This is a genomic window from Acidovorax sp. KPB24-07 (assembly GCF_057543315.1).
This window is the reverse complement of sequence record NZ_BAAJYS010000078.1, coordinates 1-15284: the sequence shown is the minus strand read 5'-3', so window position 1 is coordinate 15284 and position 15284 is coordinate 1. Positions and strand designations below refer to the sequence as shown.

General features: G+C 64.7%; 22 protein-coding genes and 1 pseudogene. 20 read left to right on the top strand and 3 right to left on the bottom strand.

Going from position 1 to position 15284, the window contains the following annotated elements; all coding sequences use genetic code 11:
- From AC27IQ_RS10975 to AC27IQ_RS10915, 13 genes and pseudogenes are all read left to right on the top strand, one after another.
- Positions 1-134: EF-Tu C-terminal domain-related protein (locus AC27IQ_RS10975; RefSeq protein WP_487089474.1), on the top strand; the 134-nt coding region annotated here is incomplete at its 5' end.
- A 24-nt stretch (positions 135-158) separates the two neighbouring features.
- On the top strand, positions 159-470 hold the full coding sequence (gene rpsJ / locus AC27IQ_RS10970; protein ID WP_005796953.1) for a 30S ribosomal protein S10: 312 nt from the start codon (positions 159-161) through the stop codon (positions 468-470).
- Between the two features lie 219 nt (positions 471-689).
- Positions 690-1361: a 50S ribosomal protein L3 gene (rplC, locus tag AC27IQ_RS10965; protein ID WP_272549647.1), complete on the top strand. Its 672-nt coding sequence runs from the start codon at positions 690-692 to the stop codon at positions 1359-1361.
- Positions 1361-1981 carry a 50S ribosomal protein L4 gene (gene rplD, locus AC27IQ_RS10960; protein WP_092745107.1) on the top strand — a complete coding sequence of 207 codons (621 nt, stop codon included), beginning with the start codon at positions 1361-1363 and terminating at the stop codon, positions 1979-1981. Before rplC ends, rplD begins: the two co-directional genes overlap by 1 nt.
- Positions 1978-2292 (top strand): 50S ribosomal protein L23, encoded by a 315-nt coding sequence (rplW, locus tag AC27IQ_RS10955; RefSeq protein WP_272549645.1) that lies wholly within the window; start codon positions 1978-1980, stop codon positions 2290-2292. Before rplD ends, rplW begins: the two co-directional genes overlap by 4 nt.
- A gap of 2 nt (positions 2293-2294) precedes the next feature.
- Entirely contained in the window at positions 2295-3119 is an 825-nt protein-coding gene (rplB, locus tag AC27IQ_RS10950; protein WP_487089472.1) for a 50S ribosomal protein L2, read from the top strand.
- Positions 3120-3129: 10 nt separating this feature from the next.
- The gene (gene rpsS, locus AC27IQ_RS10945; RefSeq protein ID WP_272565826.1) at positions 3130-3408 is read left to right on the top strand and encodes a 30S ribosomal protein S19; all 279 of its coding nucleotides are present in this window, start codon (positions 3130-3132) and stop codon (positions 3406-3408) included.
- A 9-nt stretch (positions 3409-3417) separates the two neighbouring features.
- Positions 3418-3751, top strand: a pseudogene (gene rplV, locus AC27IQ_RS10940) (50S ribosomal protein L22).
- 16 nt (positions 3752-3767) lie between these two features.
- Positions 3768-4652 (top strand): 30S ribosomal protein S3, encoded by an 885-nt coding sequence (gene rpsC, locus AC27IQ_RS10935; protein ID WP_272565825.1) that lies wholly within the window; start codon positions 3768-3770, stop codon positions 4650-4652.
- 2 nt (positions 4653-4654) lie between these two features.
- On the top strand, positions 4655-5071 hold the full coding sequence (rplP, locus tag AC27IQ_RS10930) for a 50S ribosomal protein L16 (RefSeq protein WP_056662458.1): 417 nt from the start codon (positions 4655-4657) through the stop codon (positions 5069-5071).
- A 16-nt stretch (positions 5072-5087) separates the two neighbouring features.
- Positions 5088-5285, top strand: coding sequence for a 50S ribosomal protein L29 (gene rpmC / locus AC27IQ_RS10925; RefSeq protein WP_272549639.1), 198 nt, complete (start codon positions 5088-5090; stop codon positions 5283-5285).
- 9 nt (positions 5286-5294) lie between these two features.
- Complete coding sequence (gene rpsQ / locus AC27IQ_RS10920) at positions 5295-5564, top strand: 30S ribosomal protein S17 (protein WP_092745113.1); 270 nt, start codon at positions 5295-5297, stop codon at positions 5562-5564.
- Between the two features lie 132 nt (positions 5565-5696).
- On the top strand, positions 5697-6203 hold the full coding sequence (locus tag AC27IQ_RS10915; RefSeq protein WP_272565822.1) for a peroxiredoxin: 507 nt from the start codon (positions 5697-5699) through the stop codon (positions 6201-6203).
- A 212-nt stretch (positions 6204-6415) separates the two neighbouring features.
- On the opposite strand, the gene AC27IQ_RS10910 is transcribed toward AC27IQ_RS10915, so the two are convergent.
- Entirely contained in the window at positions 6416-6907 is a 492-nt protein-coding gene (locus AC27IQ_RS10910; RefSeq protein WP_284394511.1) for a GNAT family N-acetyltransferase, read from the bottom strand.
- 93 nt (positions 6908-7000) lie between these two features.
- Positions 7001-7504, bottom strand: a complete 504-nt coding sequence (locus AC27IQ_RS10905) for a TlpA disulfide reductase family protein (RefSeq protein ID WP_272565820.1) — start codon at positions 7502-7504, stop codon at positions 7001-7003.
- 182 nt (positions 7505-7686) lie between these two features.
- Between AC27IQ_RS10905 and AC27IQ_RS10900 the strand changes: the two genes are divergently transcribed.
- From AC27IQ_RS10900 to ptsP, 4 genes are all read left to right on the top strand, one after another.
- Complete coding sequence (locus tag AC27IQ_RS10900; protein ID WP_487089473.1) at positions 7687-8232, top strand: hypothetical protein; 546 nt, start codon at positions 7687-7689, stop codon at positions 8230-8232.
- A 97-nt stretch (positions 8233-8329) separates the two neighbouring features.
- Entirely contained in the window at positions 8330-8782 is a 453-nt protein-coding gene (locus tag AC27IQ_RS10895; protein WP_284430960.1) for a PTS sugar transporter subunit IIA, read from the top strand.
- On the top strand, positions 8751-9020 hold the full coding sequence (locus tag AC27IQ_RS10890; protein ID WP_272549631.1) for an HPr family phosphocarrier protein: 270 nt from the start codon (positions 8751-8753) through the stop codon (positions 9018-9020). The genes AC27IQ_RS10895 and AC27IQ_RS10890 overlap by 32 nt, the downstream gene beginning before the upstream one ends.
- A 78-nt stretch (positions 9021-9098) precedes the next feature.
- A complete protein-coding gene (gene ptsP, locus AC27IQ_RS10885; protein WP_487089471.1) occupies positions 9099-10853 on the top strand; it encodes a phosphoenolpyruvate--protein phosphotransferase in 1755 nt (584 codons plus the stop codon).
- A 98-nt stretch (positions 10854-10951) separates the two neighbouring features.
- On the opposite strand, the gene AC27IQ_RS10880 is transcribed toward ptsP, so the two are convergent.
- Positions 10952-11761 carry a TorF family putative porin gene (locus AC27IQ_RS10880; RefSeq protein WP_487089470.1) on the bottom strand — a complete coding sequence of 270 codons (810 nt, stop codon included), beginning with the start codon at positions 11759-11761 and terminating at the stop codon, positions 10952-10954.
- Between the two features lie 311 nt (positions 11762-12072).
- On the opposite strand from AC27IQ_RS10880, the gene kdpF reads away from it, so the two are divergent.
- From kdpF to kdpB, 3 genes are all read left to right on the top strand, one after another.
- Positions 12073-12171 carry a K(+)-transporting ATPase subunit F gene (gene kdpF, locus AC27IQ_RS10875; protein ID WP_272565812.1) on the top strand — a complete coding sequence of 33 codons (99 nt, stop codon included), beginning with the start codon at positions 12073-12075 and terminating at the stop codon, positions 12169-12171.
- Between the two features lies 1 nt (position 12172).
- The gene (kdpA, locus tag AC27IQ_RS10870; RefSeq protein ID WP_487089469.1) at positions 12173-13987 is read left to right on the top strand and encodes a potassium-transporting ATPase subunit KdpA; all 1815 of its coding nucleotides are present in this window, start codon (positions 12173-12175) and stop codon (positions 13985-13987) included.
- Position 13988: 1 nt separating this feature from the next.
- Positions 13989-15284 (top strand): potassium-transporting ATPase subunit KdpB (gene kdpB / locus AC27IQ_RS10865; RefSeq protein WP_487089468.1); only part of this gene is annotated, 1296 nt, incomplete at its 3' end.

The window sequence follows — 15284 nt, the reverse complement described above, 5'->3', positions numbered from 1 at the left end:
TCATGCCGGCGACAAGTGTCGATCACCGTCAGCTGATCAACCCCATCGCCATGGAAGAAGGCCTGCGCTTCGCCATCCGTGAAGGCGGTCGTACCGTACGGCAGCCGGCGTCGTGGGCCAAGATCATTGCTTAAGCCTCAGGCACAAAGGAACTTGCCATGTCCAAGCAAAAAATCCGCATCCGCCTGAAGGCGTTTGATTACAAGCTGATCGACCAGTCCGCTGCCGAGATCGTTGATACAGCCAAGCGCACCGGCGCCATCGTCAAGGGCCCCGTGCCCCTGCCGACGCGCATGAAGCGTTTCGACATCCTGCGTTCGCCGCACGTCAACAAGACCAGCCGCGACCAGCTCGAAATCCGCACGCACCAGCGCCTGATGGACATCGTCGATCCGACGGACAAGACGGTGGACGCGCTGATGAAGCTCGACCTGCCGGCTGGCGTGGACGTCGAAATCAAGCTGCAGTAATTTAGCGGCTCTGGGGCGCGGCGGTTGCTGCGCGCCAACACATAACGCGGACTTGCTTGCAAAAGCAGTCCGCGTTATACTTTGCGGCTTCGCCTTTTTTTGCGCTTTGCGTGACGGCGGCGGAGTTTTATCAACCTTCTTTCGCGCACGGCGGTGCAAACGTTGTGCAAACGCTTTGGCCAATTGAAGTCGAGGCGGTGAAAGTTTTGGAGAAAATCAATGAGTCAAAGCAACTCCCAAGGGTTGCTGGGCCGCAAGGTGGGCATGATGCGTCTGTTCACCGATGACGGGGACGCAGTGCCCGTCACGGTGGTGGATGTGTCCAACAACCGCGTGACCCAGGTTAAAACCCAAGAGAACGATGGCTACGTGGCCTTGCAGGTCACGTTTGGTTCGCGCAAGGCATCGCGTGTGACCAAGCCCGCAGCGGGCCATCTGGCAAAGGCCGGCGTCGAAGCCGGTGAAGTGATCCGCGAATTCCGCGTGACCGCTGATGTCGCCGCCCAGTACGCCGTCGGTTCCACCGTCCCCGTGACGCTGTTCACCGTGGGCCAGAAGGTGGACGTGCAAGGCACGTCGATCGGCAAGGGCTACGCTGGCACGATCAAGCGCCACAACATGGCCTCGCAGCGCGCATCGCACGGTAACAGCCGTTCGCACAATGTGCCTGGCTCCATCGGTATGGCACAAGACCCCGGTCGCGTGTTCCCCGGTAAGCGCATGACCGGCCACCTGGGCGATGTCACCAAGACCACGCAAAACCTCGATGTCATCCGCATCGACGAAGCGCGTCAACTGCTCTTGATCAAGGGCGCCATTCCGGGCTCCAAGGGCGGGTTCGTGACGGTGCGTCCGGCAGTCAAGGCCAAAGCTTCCAAGGGAGCGAACTAATGCAGCTCGAACTCCTGAATGACCAAGGCCAGGCCGCATCGAAATTCGATGCGCCCGAAACCGTGTTCGGTCGCGAATACAACGAAGATCTGGTTCACCAGATCGTGGTGGCTTACCAGGCCAATGCCCGCCAGGGCACGCGTGCTCAAAAAGACCGCGAACAGGTCAAGCACTCCACCAAGAAGCCCTTCAAGCAAAAAGGCACCGGCCGCGCTCGCGCTGGTATGACCTCCTCGCCTCTGTGGCGTGGGGGCGGTCGCATCTTCCCGAATCTGCCTGAAGAAAACTTCACGCAGAAGATCAACAAGAAGATGTACCGCGCCGGTATGGCTGCGATCTTTTCGCAGCTGGCCCGCGAAGGCCGTCTGGCCGTGGTGGACTCGCTGACGTTGGAAAGCCCCAAGACCAAGGTGCTCGCCGACAAGTTCAAGGCGATGAACCTGCAGTCGGTGATGGTGATCGCCGACGAAGTGGACGAAAACCTGTACCTTGCTTCGCGCAATCTGAAGAACGTGTTCATCGTTGAACCCCGTTACGCAGACCCCGTGTCGCTGGTGCACTACAAGAAAGTGCTCGTCACCAAGGGCGCGATCGACAAACTCAAGGAGATGTTCGCATGAGCACGCCCAAGTTTGACGAAGGTCGTCTGATGCAAGTGCTGGTCGCTCCCATCGTGTCCGAAAAGGCCACCATGGTTGCCGAGAAGTCCAATGCTGTGACGTTCAAGGTGCTGCAGAACGCAACCAAGCCAGAAATCAAGGCCGCTGTGGAATTGATGTTCAAGGTCGAGGTCAAGGGCGTCTCTGTGGTGAACACCAAAGGCAAGGCCAAGCGTTTTGGCAAGACCATGGGCCGCCGCGACAACGTGCGCAAGGCTTATGTCACGCTGCAACCAGGTCAAGAGCTGAACCTGTCCGGGGAGGCCGCGTAATCATGGCCGTCATCAAAATGAAACCCACTTCGCCCGGCCAACGCGCTGTGGTGAAGGTTACCCGTGACCACCTGTACAAGGGTGAAGCGTATGCGCCGCTGCTGGAGCCTCAGTTCCAGAAGGCCGGTCGCAACAACAACGGTCACATCACGACCCGCCACAAGGGCGGCGGTCACAAGCACCACTACCGCGTGGTGGATTTCGTCCGCAACAAGGATGGCGTCCCCGCAAAGGTCGAGCGCATTGAATACGATCCGAACCGTACGGCCCACATCGCTCTGGTGTGCTATGCCGACGGCGAGCGCCGTTACATCATTGCCCCCCGTGGTCTGGAAGTCGGCAGCACGCTCCTGAGCGGCTCTGAAGCCCCGATCCGTGCAGGCAACACGTTGCCGATCCGCAACATCCCCGTGGGTTCGACCATCCACTGCATCGAGCTCAAGCCCGGTGCCGGTGCGCAGATCGCACGCTCGGCAGGTGCTTCCGCAACACTGCTGGCCCGTGAAGGCACGTACGCCCAGGTGCGCATGCGCTCTGGCGAAGTGCGCAAGATCCACATCGAGTGCCGTGCAACCATCGGCGAAGTCGCCAACGAAGAGCACAGCCTGCGCCAACTCGGCAAGGCCGGTGTGAAGCGCTGGATGGGTATTCGCCCAACGGTTCGTGGCGTGGCCATGAACCCGGTGGATCACCCTCACGGTGGTGGCGAAGGCCGCACCGGCGAAGGCCGCCATGCAGTCGATCCTTGGGGCAATTTGACCAAGGGTTATCGCACCCGCAACAACAAGCGCACACAAGTGATGATTGTGTCGCGTCGCAAGAAGTAAGGGATAACAAATGACTCGCTCTCTCAAAAAGGGTCCGTTTGTTGACCACCACTTGATGGCAAAGGTCGAAAAGGCCATTGCGACCAAGGACAAGAAACCAGTCAAGACCTGGTCGCGTCGCTCCATGGTTCTGCCCGATTTCATCGGTCTGACCATTGCCGTGCACAACGGCAAGCAGCACGTACCGGTGTATGTCACCGACCAGATGGTGGGCCACAAGCTGGGCGAATTCGCCCTGACGCGCACCTTCAAGGGTCACCCCGCGGACAAGAAAGTCCAGAAGAAGTAAGGAACGACCATGTCTGAAACACGTGCAGTCCTCCGGGGCGTCCGTCTGTCGGTCGACAAGGGCCGTCTGGTCGCTGATCTGATCCGCGGCAAGAAGGTCGACCAGGCTCTGAACATCCTGACGTTCACGCAGAAAAAAAGCTGCAGGAATCGTCAAGAAGGTGCTGGAGTCCGCCATCGCCAACGCTGAGCACAACGACGGCGCCGACATCGACGAACTGAAGGTCAAGACCATCTACGTCGAACAAGGCACCACGCTCAAGCGTTTCACCGCGCGCGCCAAAGGCCGCGGCAATCGCATCAGCAAGCCCACGTGCCATGTGTACGTGACGGTTGGCAACTGAAGGCCCGAGGAAGACTATGGGACAGAAAATCCATCCTACCGGCTTCCGCCTGGCGGTCAGCCGCAACTGGGCCAGCCGTTGGTACGCGAGCAACCGTGACTTCGCCGGCATGCTGGCCGAAGACATCAAGGTGCGCGAATACCTGAAGGCCAAGCTGAAGAACGCTGCCGTCTCGCGCATCCTGATCGAGCGCCCCGCCAAGAATGCCCGCATCACCATCTACTCGGCACGTCCGGGCGTGGTGATCGGCAAGAAGGGCGAAGACATCGAGAACCTGAAGAAGGAACTCGCTACGCGTCTGGGCGTGCCGGTCGCAGTGAACATCGAAGAAGTGCGCAAGCCCGAAATCGATGCCAAGCTGATCGCCGACAGCATCACGCAACAGCTGGAAAAGCGGATCATGTTCCGCCGCGCCATGAAGCGCGCCATGCAAAACGCCATGCGTCTGGGTGCCCAGGGCATCAAGATCATGTCGTCCGGCCGTCTGAACGGGATTGAAATCGCCCGTTGCGAGTGGTACCGCGAAGGTCGCGTGCCGCTTCACACCCTGCGCGCCGACATCGACTATGGCACGTCCGAAGCCAAGACCACCTACGGCGTCATCGGCGTCAAGGTCTGGGTCTACAAGGGCGATACGCTGGGCCGCAACGATCTGCCCGCAGTGGAAACACCGCGTCCAGAAGAAGAGCGTCGTCCCCGTGGCCCGCGTCGCGATGGCCGCCCAGGTGGCGATCGTCCGGGTGCAGGCCGTGGTGGTCCACGCCGTCCAGCCGGTGCCAATGCGGCGCCTGCAGACGGTAGCGACAAGCCCGCCGGTGCCGGTGGCGCCGATAACACCGCCGTTAAGCGCGTTCGCAAGGTTGACGCGCCCGCTACAGCAGCGGACGGCAAAGGAGAATAAAGATGCTGCAACCCGCTCGCCGCAAGTACCGCAAAGAGCAGAAGGGCCGTAACACCGGCGTTGCCACCCGTGGCAATTCGGTGGCCTTCGGTGACTTCGGCCTGAAGTGCACGGACCGTGGTCGTCTGACGGCCCGCCAGATCGAGGCCGCACGCCGTGCGATCTCCCGTCACGTGAAGCGTGGCGGCCGTATCTGGATCCGCGTGTTCCCCGACAAGCCGATCTCTACCAAGCCCGCCGAAGTTCGGATGGGTAACGGTAAGGGCAACCCCGAGTATTACGTGGCTGAAATTCAGCCCGGCAAGGTGGTGTTCGAGATCGTCGGTGTGCCTGAAGAACTGGCCCGTGAAGCGTTCCGCCTGGCTGCTGCCAAGCTGCCGCTGCGCACCACGTTCGTGGCCCGTCAAATTGGCGCTTAAATTCAGGAGAATCGAAATGACGAAAGCTGCTGAACTGCGCCAAAAAGACGTCGCTGGCATCGAAACCGAAATCAAGTCCTTGCAAAAGGCCCACTTCGGTCTGCGCATGCAGAAGGCCACGCAACAACTGGCAAACACCAATACGCTGCGTATCACCCGTCGGGATATCGCTCGTGCCAAGACCATTCTTGCTGAAAAGCAAGCCGCCAAGTAAGGAGCCCACATGACGGAAGCTAAAAAATCCCTCAAGCGCACCTTGATTGGCAAGGTGGTCAGCGACAAGCGTACGAAAACCGTGACCGTGCTGGTCGAGCGCCGTGTGAAGCACGAGCTCTACGGCAAGATCGTGGCGAAATCCAGCAAGTACCACGCCCATGACGAAAAGGGCGAATACAAGTTGGGTGACACCATCGAGATCACGGAAAGCCGTCCGATCTCCAAGACCAAGAACTGGGTTGCCACCCGTCTGGTCCAGAAGGCCGCACTGGTCTGATTGGCAGATCCTTACAAGCCCTACGGGCTTGTTGGCTGCAAAGCCGCTCAAAACGACCCACAATGCTGGGTCGTTTTGTTTTTGGGGGCCCGCGTTCTGCAGGTCCCTTATTCCACCCCCTAGGAGCCCAGCATGATCAAAGTCGGTGAAACCCTGCCCGCCATCACCTTGATGGAATATTCCGAAGTCGAAGGCGACGGTTGCAGCCTCGGCCCCAACCCTGTCGCGGTGGACCAGGCCACCACCGGCAAGACCATCGCGCTGTTTGCCGTGCCAGGTGCCTTCACGCCAACCTGTTCCGCCAAGCATGTTCCCGGATATGTGGAGCAGGCCGAGGCTTTCAAGGCCGCGGGTGTTGACGAGATCTGGTGCCTGAGCGTGAATGACGCGTTCGTGATGGGTGCCTGGGCGCGCGATCAGAAGACGCAGGGCAAGGTGCGCATGCTGGCGGACGGTGATGCCGCTTTTGCCAAGGCCACGGGCCTGACGCTGGATTTGAACGGCAAGGGCCTGGGCCTGCGCAGCAATCGCTATTCGATGCTGGTGAAAGATGGCAAGGTGGCATCACTGAACATCGAAGCGCCCGGCAAGTTCGAAGTGAGCGACGCGGCAACGTTGCTGGCACAGGCCAAGGGCTGAACGCACAAAGTGCCGCTGGCTGGGGATGGGAGAGGAGATTGCCCATCCCGCGTCCAGCGCCATGCGGTTTGCTGGGTGACCTCACAGCAGGCGTTGTGTGGTGATGGCAGCACGGTCCCCAGAGGCGGAGCACGGCCCTTTGTGCCAAGCCAACATGCTGGTCATGGCAGCCCGGCATCGGGTGCTCCGTCCCGGCGCCTGCTCGCCGTGCATTAATCGATATCCGCCTTGAGGTAGTGCGAGCCTGCGATGGGGTTGTGATAGTAGGGCGGGATTTCTTCGAAGCCCAAGTCGGCATACAGCGCACGGGCCGATTCCATGCCATCGAGCGTATCGAGCAGCACGCAGGCATATCCCGCTTGCCGCGCGGCATCGAGAATGGCCTCTGCCAGTTGCCGGCCGAGGCCGAAACCGCGGAATGCCTTGCGCACATACAGGCGCTTCATTTCGCTGGCGTTGGGGTAATCGGCGTTGTCCATGGGGCGCAGGGCACAGCAGCCCGCGATGGCACCGTCCACTTCCGCCAGCAGGATCTGGCCACGCGGCGGTGCATAGTCCGCCGGCAGGGTGGCCAGTTCGGCCTCGAAGTTCTGGAAATACAGGTCGATGCCCAAGCTGTCGGCATATTCCCGGAAGATGTCGCGCACAGCGTCCATCTCGGCAGGAAGGGTCGGCGTCAGCAGGGCCACGGAGGGCTGGTCCACAGGCGGTTGCTAGGAACGAAGGAGTTGCCAGTGTAGCGGGCTCTGCCCGGCCCCTTCAACCGGCGGTTGGCCGCCCAAGCCGTGGAGCGAGGGTCAGGTCTCTGCCAGCAGGCGCTCGATGAGCCGATGGAGCTCGGGGAAGTCGGGAGCCCCGACATAGGTCTTGACGATCTCTCCGCGCTTGTTGACGATGAAAGTGGACGGGGTGAGCTTGACGTCACCCCAGGCCTGGGCCACCGCGCCCGTGTTGTCGATGGCAACCTTGAACGGCAGTTGGCGGGTTTCGGCGAAATTCACCACATAGCTCGGTGGGTCGTAGCTCATGGCGACGGCCAAGGTGTCGAAGCCCTGTGCCCGGTACTTCTGGTAGGTCGCCACGACCTCGGGCATCTCGGCCACGCAGGTGACGCAACTGGTGGCCCAGAAGTTGACCAGGGTGACCTGGCCGTGCAGATCGGCGGTGGTCTTCTTGGAGCCGTCCAGCAGCACAAAGGTCGACTGCGGTGCCTGGGACGTGCCGGCGCCCAGGAACACGAAGGCGCCGATGCCTGCGAATGCCGCCACTGCCGCGGCGCCCAACCAATGCTTGATGCCCATTGCGCTCTTTCCACCTGTGTCTGCACGGTGCGTGCAGCTGTCTGTCGACATTTTGCCGGACGGTCCGGATCTTGGGGGTGATGGAGCGCAAGGCCCTGCGAAAGTTCGCTGATCCTGCGAAGCCGAAGCCCCGGACCGGCTTGCCACAGCAGGCCCATTGCGGCACTCCGGATAATGCGCGGATGCATTGCCCAATTGGTATCGCCTCTGCGCTGGCCCTGCTGCTCGCCGGCTGCAGCCCCGCGCTGAACTGGCGCAGCGTGCCGCTCGAAAGCGCCGGCCTCACGGTGCTGCTGCCTTGCAAGCCGGATCACGCGACACGTTCGGTGGATCTGGGTGGGCGGCCCGCGGATCTGGCCATGGTGGGCTGCGAGGCCGATGGCGCGACGTTTGCCGTTTCGCACATGGTGGTCGAAGACCCCTCGCAGGCGGGCGCTGTCCTCGCGCAGTGGCGGGCGGCAGTGCTGGCACGCATGCAGGCGCCGGCGGCAGGAGATGCCGAGGCCGGTGCTGTTGCCTTCGTGCCGGCCGGTGCCCTGGCCCTGCCGCAGTCGGTGCGGCTGCAAGCCCAGGGGCGGCGCAGCGACGGCGGTGCGGTGATCGCGCAAGCTGTCTGGTTTGCCCGCATGGAAGGGCGGCAGGCGCGCCTGTACCACGCGGTGGTTTATACGGACGCCCCGAGCATGGCGGTCGCGGACACGTTCTTTGCCGGACTGGCGCTGCCATGATCGGGGTCGCCTCTGCTTCCTCAGGCCTTGCGCGCGGGCTGCGAATGCCCAGCGAAGGTTGCACGCGGCGCCATAATGCGGTTCACTCCATCGCCCCATGAGCACGCGCATCCTCATCATTGCCCACTCCCCGCTGGCCCATGCGCTGCGCGAGTGCGCTCTCCATGTTTTCCCCGACTGCGGCGACGAGGTACTCGCGTTCGACGTGCATCCCCACACGCCGCCCGAAGAGACCCTGGCCACCGCCCGCATCCTGCTGGCTTCGCACGACGGCGATTCGCCCACGCTGGTGCTGACCGACGTGTTCGGCGCCACCCCATGCAATGTCGCGCAGCGCCTGGTGGATGGCGAGCACTCACGGCTGGTCACCGGCGTGAATCTGCCCATGCTGCTGCGCACCGTGAGCTACCGGCACGAACCGCTGGAGGCGCTCGTTTCGCGCGCGGTGGTCGGCGGCACCCAGGGCGTGATGCAGGTGGCGATCTCGGCCCCGCAGAACCAGATACGACGTTCCCACCATGATCAAGACGACCATCACCATCAGCAATAAGCTGGGCCTGCACGCCCGGGCGTCCGCCAAGCTCACGAAGCTGGCAGGCAGTTTTCCGTGCGATGTCTGGCTGGCCAAGGGCGAGCGGCGCATCAATGCCAAGAGCATCATGGGCGTCATGATGCTGGCCGCCGGGCTGGGCTCGACGGTCGAGTTGGAGACCAACGGCGCGCAGGAGCAGGAAGCCATGGATGCGCTTCGGGCCTTGATCGACGGCAAGTTCGGCGAAGGGGAGTGATGTGCGGGCCGCGCTGATCGCCTGCCGCGCCGCCTGCCAGCCTGCGCATGCCGCGGACAGGTCCGGAGCGCCAGCGCCATGACGTTCGCCGTCCACGGTCTGGCGGTAGCCCGCGGCATTGCCATCGGGCGCGCCGTGCTGGTCGCCTCGAGCCGCGTGGACGTGGCGCACTATTTCATCGAGGCGGACCAGGTCGGCGCGGAGATCGTGCGCGTGCGCAACGGCCGCAACGCCGTGGTGGAGGAACTGCAGCGCCTGCAGGCCGAGATGCCGCACGATGCGCCCCCCGAGTTGGCGGCGCTTCTCGACGTGCACATGATGCTGCTGCAGGACGAGGCGCTGGTGAGCGGCGTCAAGCATTGGATCACCGACCGCCTCTACAACGCCGAATGGGCGCTGACCACCCAGCTGGAGGTCATCGCGCGGCAGTTCGACGAGATGGAGGACGAGTACCTGCGTGAGCGCAAGGCCGATCTGGAGCAGGTGGTGGAACGCGTCCTGCGCCACATGAAAGGCGTGGCCAGCCCGGTGGCGCCCCCGCCCAGCAGCCCGCGCCGCAGCAACCAGCAGGACCTGCTGCTGGACGACACGGTGGACGTGCCTCTCGTGCTGGTGGCCCACGACCTGTCGCCGGCCGACATGCTGCAGTTCAAGAAGAGCGTGTTCGCCGGTTTCGTGACGGACGTGGGCGGCAAGACCTCGCACACGGCCATCGTGGCGCGCAGCATGGACATCCCCGCGGTGGTGGGCGCGCGGGCCGCCAGCCAGCTGGTGCGGCAGGACGACTGGGTCATCATCGACGGCGATGCCGGCGTGATGATCGTGGACCCGTCGCCCATCATCCTGGCCGAATACGGTTTCCGCCAGCGCCAGACCACGCTGGAGCGCGAGCGCCTGTCGCGCCTGCGCCATACACCGGCGGTCACGCTGGATGGGCAGAAGATCGAGCTGCTGGCCAACATCGAGCAGCCTGCCGACGCGGCCGCTGCGCTGCGCGGCGGCGCTGCGGGCGTGGGCCTGTTCCGCAGCGAATTCATGTTCATGGGACGCAACGGCAACCTGCCGGGCGAGGAGGAGCAGTACCAGGCCTACCGCGAGGCGGTGCAGGGCATGAACGGCATGCCCGTCACACTGCGCACCATCGACGTGGGGGCCGACAAGCCGCTCGACAAGGGCTACAAGGACAGCTACCTGAACCCCGCGCTCGGCCTGCGCGCCATCCGCTGGAGCCTGGCCGATCCGGCCATGTTCCGCACGCAGCTGCGCGCCGTGCTGCGCGCGGCCGTGCATGGCCCGGTGAACCTGCTGTTCCCGATGCTCGCGCACGTGAGCGAGATCCAGCAGACCCTCGCCCAGGTGGAGATGGCCCGCGCCGAGCTGGATGCGCGCGGCGTGGCGCATGGGCCGGTGCACCTGGGGGCGATGATCGAAGTGCCGGCCGCCGCGCTCATGGTGCGCAGCTTCTTGAAGTATTTCGACTTCCTGTCGATCGGCACCAACGACCTGATCCAGTACACCCTGGCCATCGACCGCGCCGACGAGGCCGTGGCCCACCTCTACGATCCCCTGCACCCCGCCGTGCTGCAGCTGGTGGCCCAGGTGATTGCCGAGGGCGAGCGCCAGGGCAAGAGCGTGTGCGTGTGCGGCGAGACGGCGGGTGACGTCTCCATGACGCGGCTGCTGCTGGGCCTGGGCCTGCGCAGCTTTTCCATGCACCCGGCGCAGATCCTCGCGGTCAAGCAGGAGGTGCTGCGCGCCGACACCCGCAAGCTCGGGCCGTGGGCGCAGGGCGTGCTTGCCTCGGACGACCCGGCCGCGCTGCTGGCCGAATAGTTTGCTATAAATTTAATAGCTAAAGAGGCAATGAATCTCTTGGCGTCGGGCCTGTTTGACCAGATGCCGCTGCGCCAGCCTTGCCGGCGGCGCTTCCGTCAGAAAACCTGGGCCAGCGTGACGATGAGGCGCCCTTTGTTGGGCGAGTAGCGCGCGGCATCCGCTGCCGGGCCGGTAGCGGCCGCATAGGCGGCCTGCCGGTTGGCCCCCTGCAATGCCCCGGTGAGCGAGAGCCCGCCGCCGAAGTCGTAGGCCGCACCGACCTGGTAATCGACGTAGCTGGGCCATCCCAGGCGGCGGATGTCTCCGGCCATTCGCGTATAGCCGATGGCGGCCTTCAAGCTGAGCTGCGGGCCCAGTGCGCGGCTGTACGCCAGGTTCACATAGCCCGTGTTGCGCCCCGACAGGCCCGAGCCCGTCCGGGCGCCCGCATAGCCGAAATAGTCGTCCGACACGGTGTGCGAGTACTTGAGCGTGAACGTGCCCAGGGCTTCGTCGGCATGGGTGGCGCTGGCATACAGCTCGGTGGTGTTGCCGCTGCGGTTGCCGGGGTAGAGGTAGGCGAGGGCGCCCACGTCGAGATCGGTGGCACCGGCCTTCCATTTGTAGCCGCCGTAGAGGTCGCTCTCCAGTTGGTTGCCGCGCAGCCAGTTCACGCTGGCGTTCCAGTTGCCGATGTACCAGCCACTGTCACCGAAGGCGTAGTCGACGCCGCCCTGCACCGCCGGCTTGAAGGCGCCGGTCTTGGCGAACTGGTTCGAACGGAGCATGTCCTGGTCCTGCCCGCGGAACTTGTAGTTCGACGTGAGGGCAAGGTTGCCCGTGAACTGGGCGTGGGCCAGCAGCGGCAGGGCCGCGCACAGGGCGGCGGCCAGGGGAAGGGCTCTGAAAACGGGGAAAGGGGTCATGGCTTCACGCGGTCGTTGGAAAGCGCAAAGCGTAGGCAGGCACCCGTAAAAACGGTGTCAAAAGCATGGCACCGCCCATCAAGAATCGGTAACGACACCCCGCCGCCACGCATTTTTACGGCGCGTTTACGCCCCGTGCCCCAGTCTGTGCACCCTTTTTACGGGCGCCTTCCGAGAATCGATTCCATCGTTTTGATGCAGGAGTGAGAGATGGACATCGTGTGGATTGCAGCGCTGGTGGCGCTGTGGGTGGCCATGGCGGAGGCCGTGGTGCTGCTGGGCCGGTTCGACGGCCCCAAAGGAGCATCGCGGTGATCGCGCTCGACGTGCTCTACGGCTTCGGCGCCATCGTGGCCGTCGTCCTGTTCGCGTACCTGGTGTTCGCGCTCATCTGCGCCGAGGAGTTCTGACATGGACGCGTCCGCCTGGGGCCTGCTGGCCCTGTTCCTCCTCGTGCTCCTCGTGCTGGCCTGGCCCCTGGGCCGATGGTTGGCCGCGATCTGCGATGGCCGGCTGCCGCAGTGGATGCACAGCGCCGAGTCACCGCTGTACCGCGTGGCCGGCGTGCGGCCTGAAGAGAGCATGCACTGGCGGCATTACGCGCTGGCCTTGCTGGCGTTCAATGCCATCGGTGCCGTGTTCGTGTACGGCCTGCAGCGCCTGCAGGCCTGGCTGCCGCTCAACCCGCAGGGCATGCCTGCCGTATCGCCCGACTCGGCTTTCAACACGGCGGTGAGCTTCGTCTCCAACACCAACTGGCAGGGCTATGCGGGCGAGGGCACCATGGGCTACCTGACGCAGATGCTGGGACTGTCGGTGCAGAACTTCCTGTCGGCGGCCACGGGCATCGCGGTCGCGTTCGCGCTGGCCCGGGGCTTTGCCGCGCGCCGCACGGACGGCCAGGGGCTTGTGGGCAACTTCTGGGCCGACATGGTGCGCATCAACGCCTGGGTGCTGGTGCCGGTGTCTCTGGTAATCGCCGTGTTTCTGGTGGGGCAGGGCGTGATCCAGAACTTCTCTCCCTCCAAGGAAGTTGCCACGCTGGAGGCCACGGCCTACCAGAACCCGAAGCTGACGGCCGACGGGCAGCCCGAGAAAGACGCGGCCGGCAACCCGGTGACGGAGAGTGCGAGCACCGCCACGCAAACGCTGGCCATGGGGCCGGTGGCATCGCAGGAGGCCATCAAGATGCTGGGCACCAATGGCGGGGGCTTCTTCAATGCCAACTCGGCCCATCCGTACGAGAACCCCACGCCGCTGACCAACTTCGTGCAGATGCTGGCGATCTTCCTGATCCCCGCCGCCCTGTGCTTCACGTTCGGCCGGGTGGTGGGCGACCAGCGCCAGGGGCTGGCGATCCTGGCGGCCATGACCTTGATGTTCGCCGTGGCGGTGGCCGTGGTCATTCCCGCCGAGCAGGCCGGCAACCCGCGCATCGCCGCCCTGGGGGTGGACCAGGCCATGACGGCGCTGCAGTCCGGCGGCAACATGGAGGGCAAGGAAGTGCGCTTCGGCATCACCGCATCGGCACTCTTCGCCGCCGTGACGACGGCCGCCTCGTGCGGCGCGGTGAACGCGATGCACGACTCGTTCACCCCGCTGGGCGGGCTGGTGCCGATGGTGCTGATGCAATTGGGCGAGGTGGTCTTCGGCGGCGTGGGCACGGGCCTGTACGGCATGCTGGTGTTCGCCATCCTCGCAGTGTTCATGGCGGGGCTGATGATCGGCCGCACGCCGGAGTACCTGGGCAAGAAGATCGAAGTGCGCGAGATGAAGCTCACTTCGGTGGCCATCCTGGTCACGCCCATCCTCGTGCTGGTGGGCGCCGCCGTGGCGGTGATCGCGCAGGCGGGCCAGGCCGGCATCGCCAACCCGGGCGCCCATGGCTTTTCCGAGATCCTCTACGCCCTCACGTCGGCGGGCAACAACAACGGCAGCGCCTTCGCGGGCCTGTCGGCCAACACGCCGTTCTACAACCTGCTGCTGGGGCTGACCATGTGGTTCGGTCGCTTCGGCGTGATCGTGCCGGTGCTGGCCATCGCGGGCTCGCTCGCGGCCAAGAAGCGGCTGCCCGCCACCGCCGGCACGCTGCCCACGCACGGGCCGCTGTTCGTGGCCCTGCTGATCGCCACCGTGCTGCTGGTGGGCTTGCTCAATTACGTTCCGTCCCTGGCGCTGGGCCCCGTCGTGGAACACCTGATGCTGTGGACCCCAGTGAGGCCCTGACATGACAACCCCCAAGACATCCCTTTCCCTTTCGCTGTTCGATGCGGCGCTGGTCAAGCCCGCGCTGTGGCAATCGTTCGCCAAGCTCGATCCCCGCGTGCAGTGGCGCAATCCGGTGATGTTCATCGTGTTCATCGGCAGCCTGTTCACCACGCTGCTCTGGCTGCATGCACTCACGGTGCCCCAGGACACGGGCATGCGCCCGGCCTTCGTGCTGGCGATCGCCGTCTGGCTGTGGTTCACCGTGCTGTTTGCCAACTTCGCCGAAGCGCTGGCGGAGGGCCGCAGCAAGGCCCAGGCCGCATCGCTGCGCGGCCTGCGCAAGGACACCTGGGCCAAGAAGCTCGCCGAGCCGCGCCATGGCGCGACCTTCCTGCCCGAGCAGGCCACCAACCTGCGCCGCGGCGACGTGGTGCAGGTGGACGCAGGCGACGTGATTCCGCTGGACGGCGAGGTCATCGAGGGCGTGGCCTCGGTGGACGAGAGTGCCATCACCGGCGAATCCGCGCCGGTGGTGCGCGAGTCGGGCGGGGACTTCTCGGCCGTCACGGGCGGCACCCGGGTGCTGTCGGACTGGCTGGTGGTGCGCGTGACGGTAAACCCCGGCGAGTCGTTCCTGGACCGCATGATCTGCATGGTCGAGGCCGCCAAGCGCCAGAAGACACCCAACGAGGTGGCGCTGACCATCCTGCTGGTGGCGCTCACCATCGTGTTCCTCGTGGTCACCGTGACACTGCTGCCGTTCTCGATCTTCAGCGTGGGTGCGTCAGGGGTGGGCACGGTCGTGTCGCTCACCGCGCTGGTGGCGCTCCTCGTGTGCCTGATTCCCACCACCATCGGCGGCCTGCTGTCGGCCGTGGGCGTGGCGGGCATGAGCCGCATGATGCAGGCCAACGTGATCGCCACCTCCGGACGCGCGGTGGAGGCTGCGGGCGACGTGGATGTGCTGCTGCTGGACAAGACCGGCACCATCACGCACGGCAACCGCCAGGCGAGCGCGTTCCTGCCCGCTCCGGGCACCGCCAAGGAGCGCCTGGCCCGTGCCGCCATGCTGGCGTCGCTGGCCGATGAAACGCCCGAGGGCCGCAGCATCGTCGAGCTGGCGCGCCGCAGCGGCGTGCCCGAAGAGGCCGCGGCGCCCGGCGTGCGCCTGGTGCCCTTCACGGCGCAGACGCGCATGAGCGGCGTGGACCTGCCGGCCACGGCCGGTGCGCCCGAGGTGGCGTTGCGCAAGGGCGCGGTGCAGGCCATGGTGCGCCACATCCAGGCGCTGGGCGGCAGCGTGCCGGCCGAGGTG

Coding starts and splice junctions, on each gene's coding strand:
- AC27IQ_RS10905 (WP_272565820.1), bottom strand. CDS start 7,504: ATGGGCATCAAGCATTGGTTGGGCGCCGCGGCAGTGGCGGCATTCGCA.
- rpmC (WP_272549639.1), top strand. CDS start 5,088: ATGACGAAAGCTGCTGAACTGCGCCAAAAAGACGTCGCTGGCATCGAA.
- rplW (WP_272549645.1), top strand. CDS start 1,978: ATGAGCACGCCCAAGTTTGACGAAGGTCGTCTGATGCAAGTGCTGGTC.
- rpsQ (WP_092745113.1), top strand. CDS start 5,295: ATGACGGAAGCTAAAAAATCCCTCAAGCGCACCTTGATTGGCAAGGTG.
- ptsP (WP_487089471.1), top strand. CDS start 9,099: ATGACGTTCGCCGTCCACGGTCTGGCGGTAGCCCGCGGCATTGCCATC.
- rplC (WP_272549647.1), top strand. CDS start 690: ATGAGTCAAAGCAACTCCCAAGGGTTGCTGGGCCGCAAGGTGGGCATG.
- kdpA (WP_487089469.1), top strand. CDS start 12,173: ATGGACGCGTCCGCCTGGGGCCTGCTGGCCCTGTTCCTCCTCGTGCTC.
- rpsC (WP_272565825.1), top strand. CDS start 3,768: ATGGGACAGAAAATCCATCCTACCGGCTTCCGCCTGGCGGTCAGCCGC.
- rplP (WP_056662458.1), top strand. CDS start 4,655: ATGCTGCAACCCGCTCGCCGCAAGTACCGCAAAGAGCAGAAGGGCCGT.
- AC27IQ_RS10880 (WP_487089470.1), bottom strand. CDS start 11,761: ATGACCCCTTTCCCCGTTTTCAGAGCCCTTCCCCTGGCCGCCGCCCTG.
- rpsJ (WP_005796953.1), top strand. CDS start 159: ATGTCCAAGCAAAAAATCCGCATCCGCCTGAAGGCGTTTGATTACAAG.
- AC27IQ_RS10890 (WP_272549631.1), top strand. CDS start 8,751: ATGATCAAGACGACCATCACCATCAGCAATAAGCTGGGCCTGCACGCC.
- AC27IQ_RS10895 (WP_284430960.1), top strand. CDS start 8,330: ATGAGCACGCGCATCCTCATCATTGCCCACTCCCCGCTGGCCCATGCG.
- rplD (WP_092745107.1), top strand. CDS start 1,361: ATGCAGCTCGAACTCCTGAATGACCAAGGCCAGGCCGCATCGAAATTC.
- rplB (WP_487089472.1), top strand. CDS start 2,295: ATGGCCGTCATCAAAATGAAACCCACTTCGCCCGGCCAACGCGCTGTG.
- AC27IQ_RS10915 (WP_272565822.1), top strand. CDS start 5,697: ATGATCAAAGTCGGTGAAACCCTGCCCGCCATCACCTTGATGGAATAT.
- rpsS (WP_272565826.1), top strand. CDS start 3,130: ATGACTCGCTCTCTCAAAAAGGGTCCGTTTGTTGACCACCACTTGATG.
- AC27IQ_RS10900 (WP_487089473.1), top strand. CDS start 7,687: ATGCATTGCCCAATTGGTATCGCCTCTGCGCTGGCCCTGCTGCTCGCC.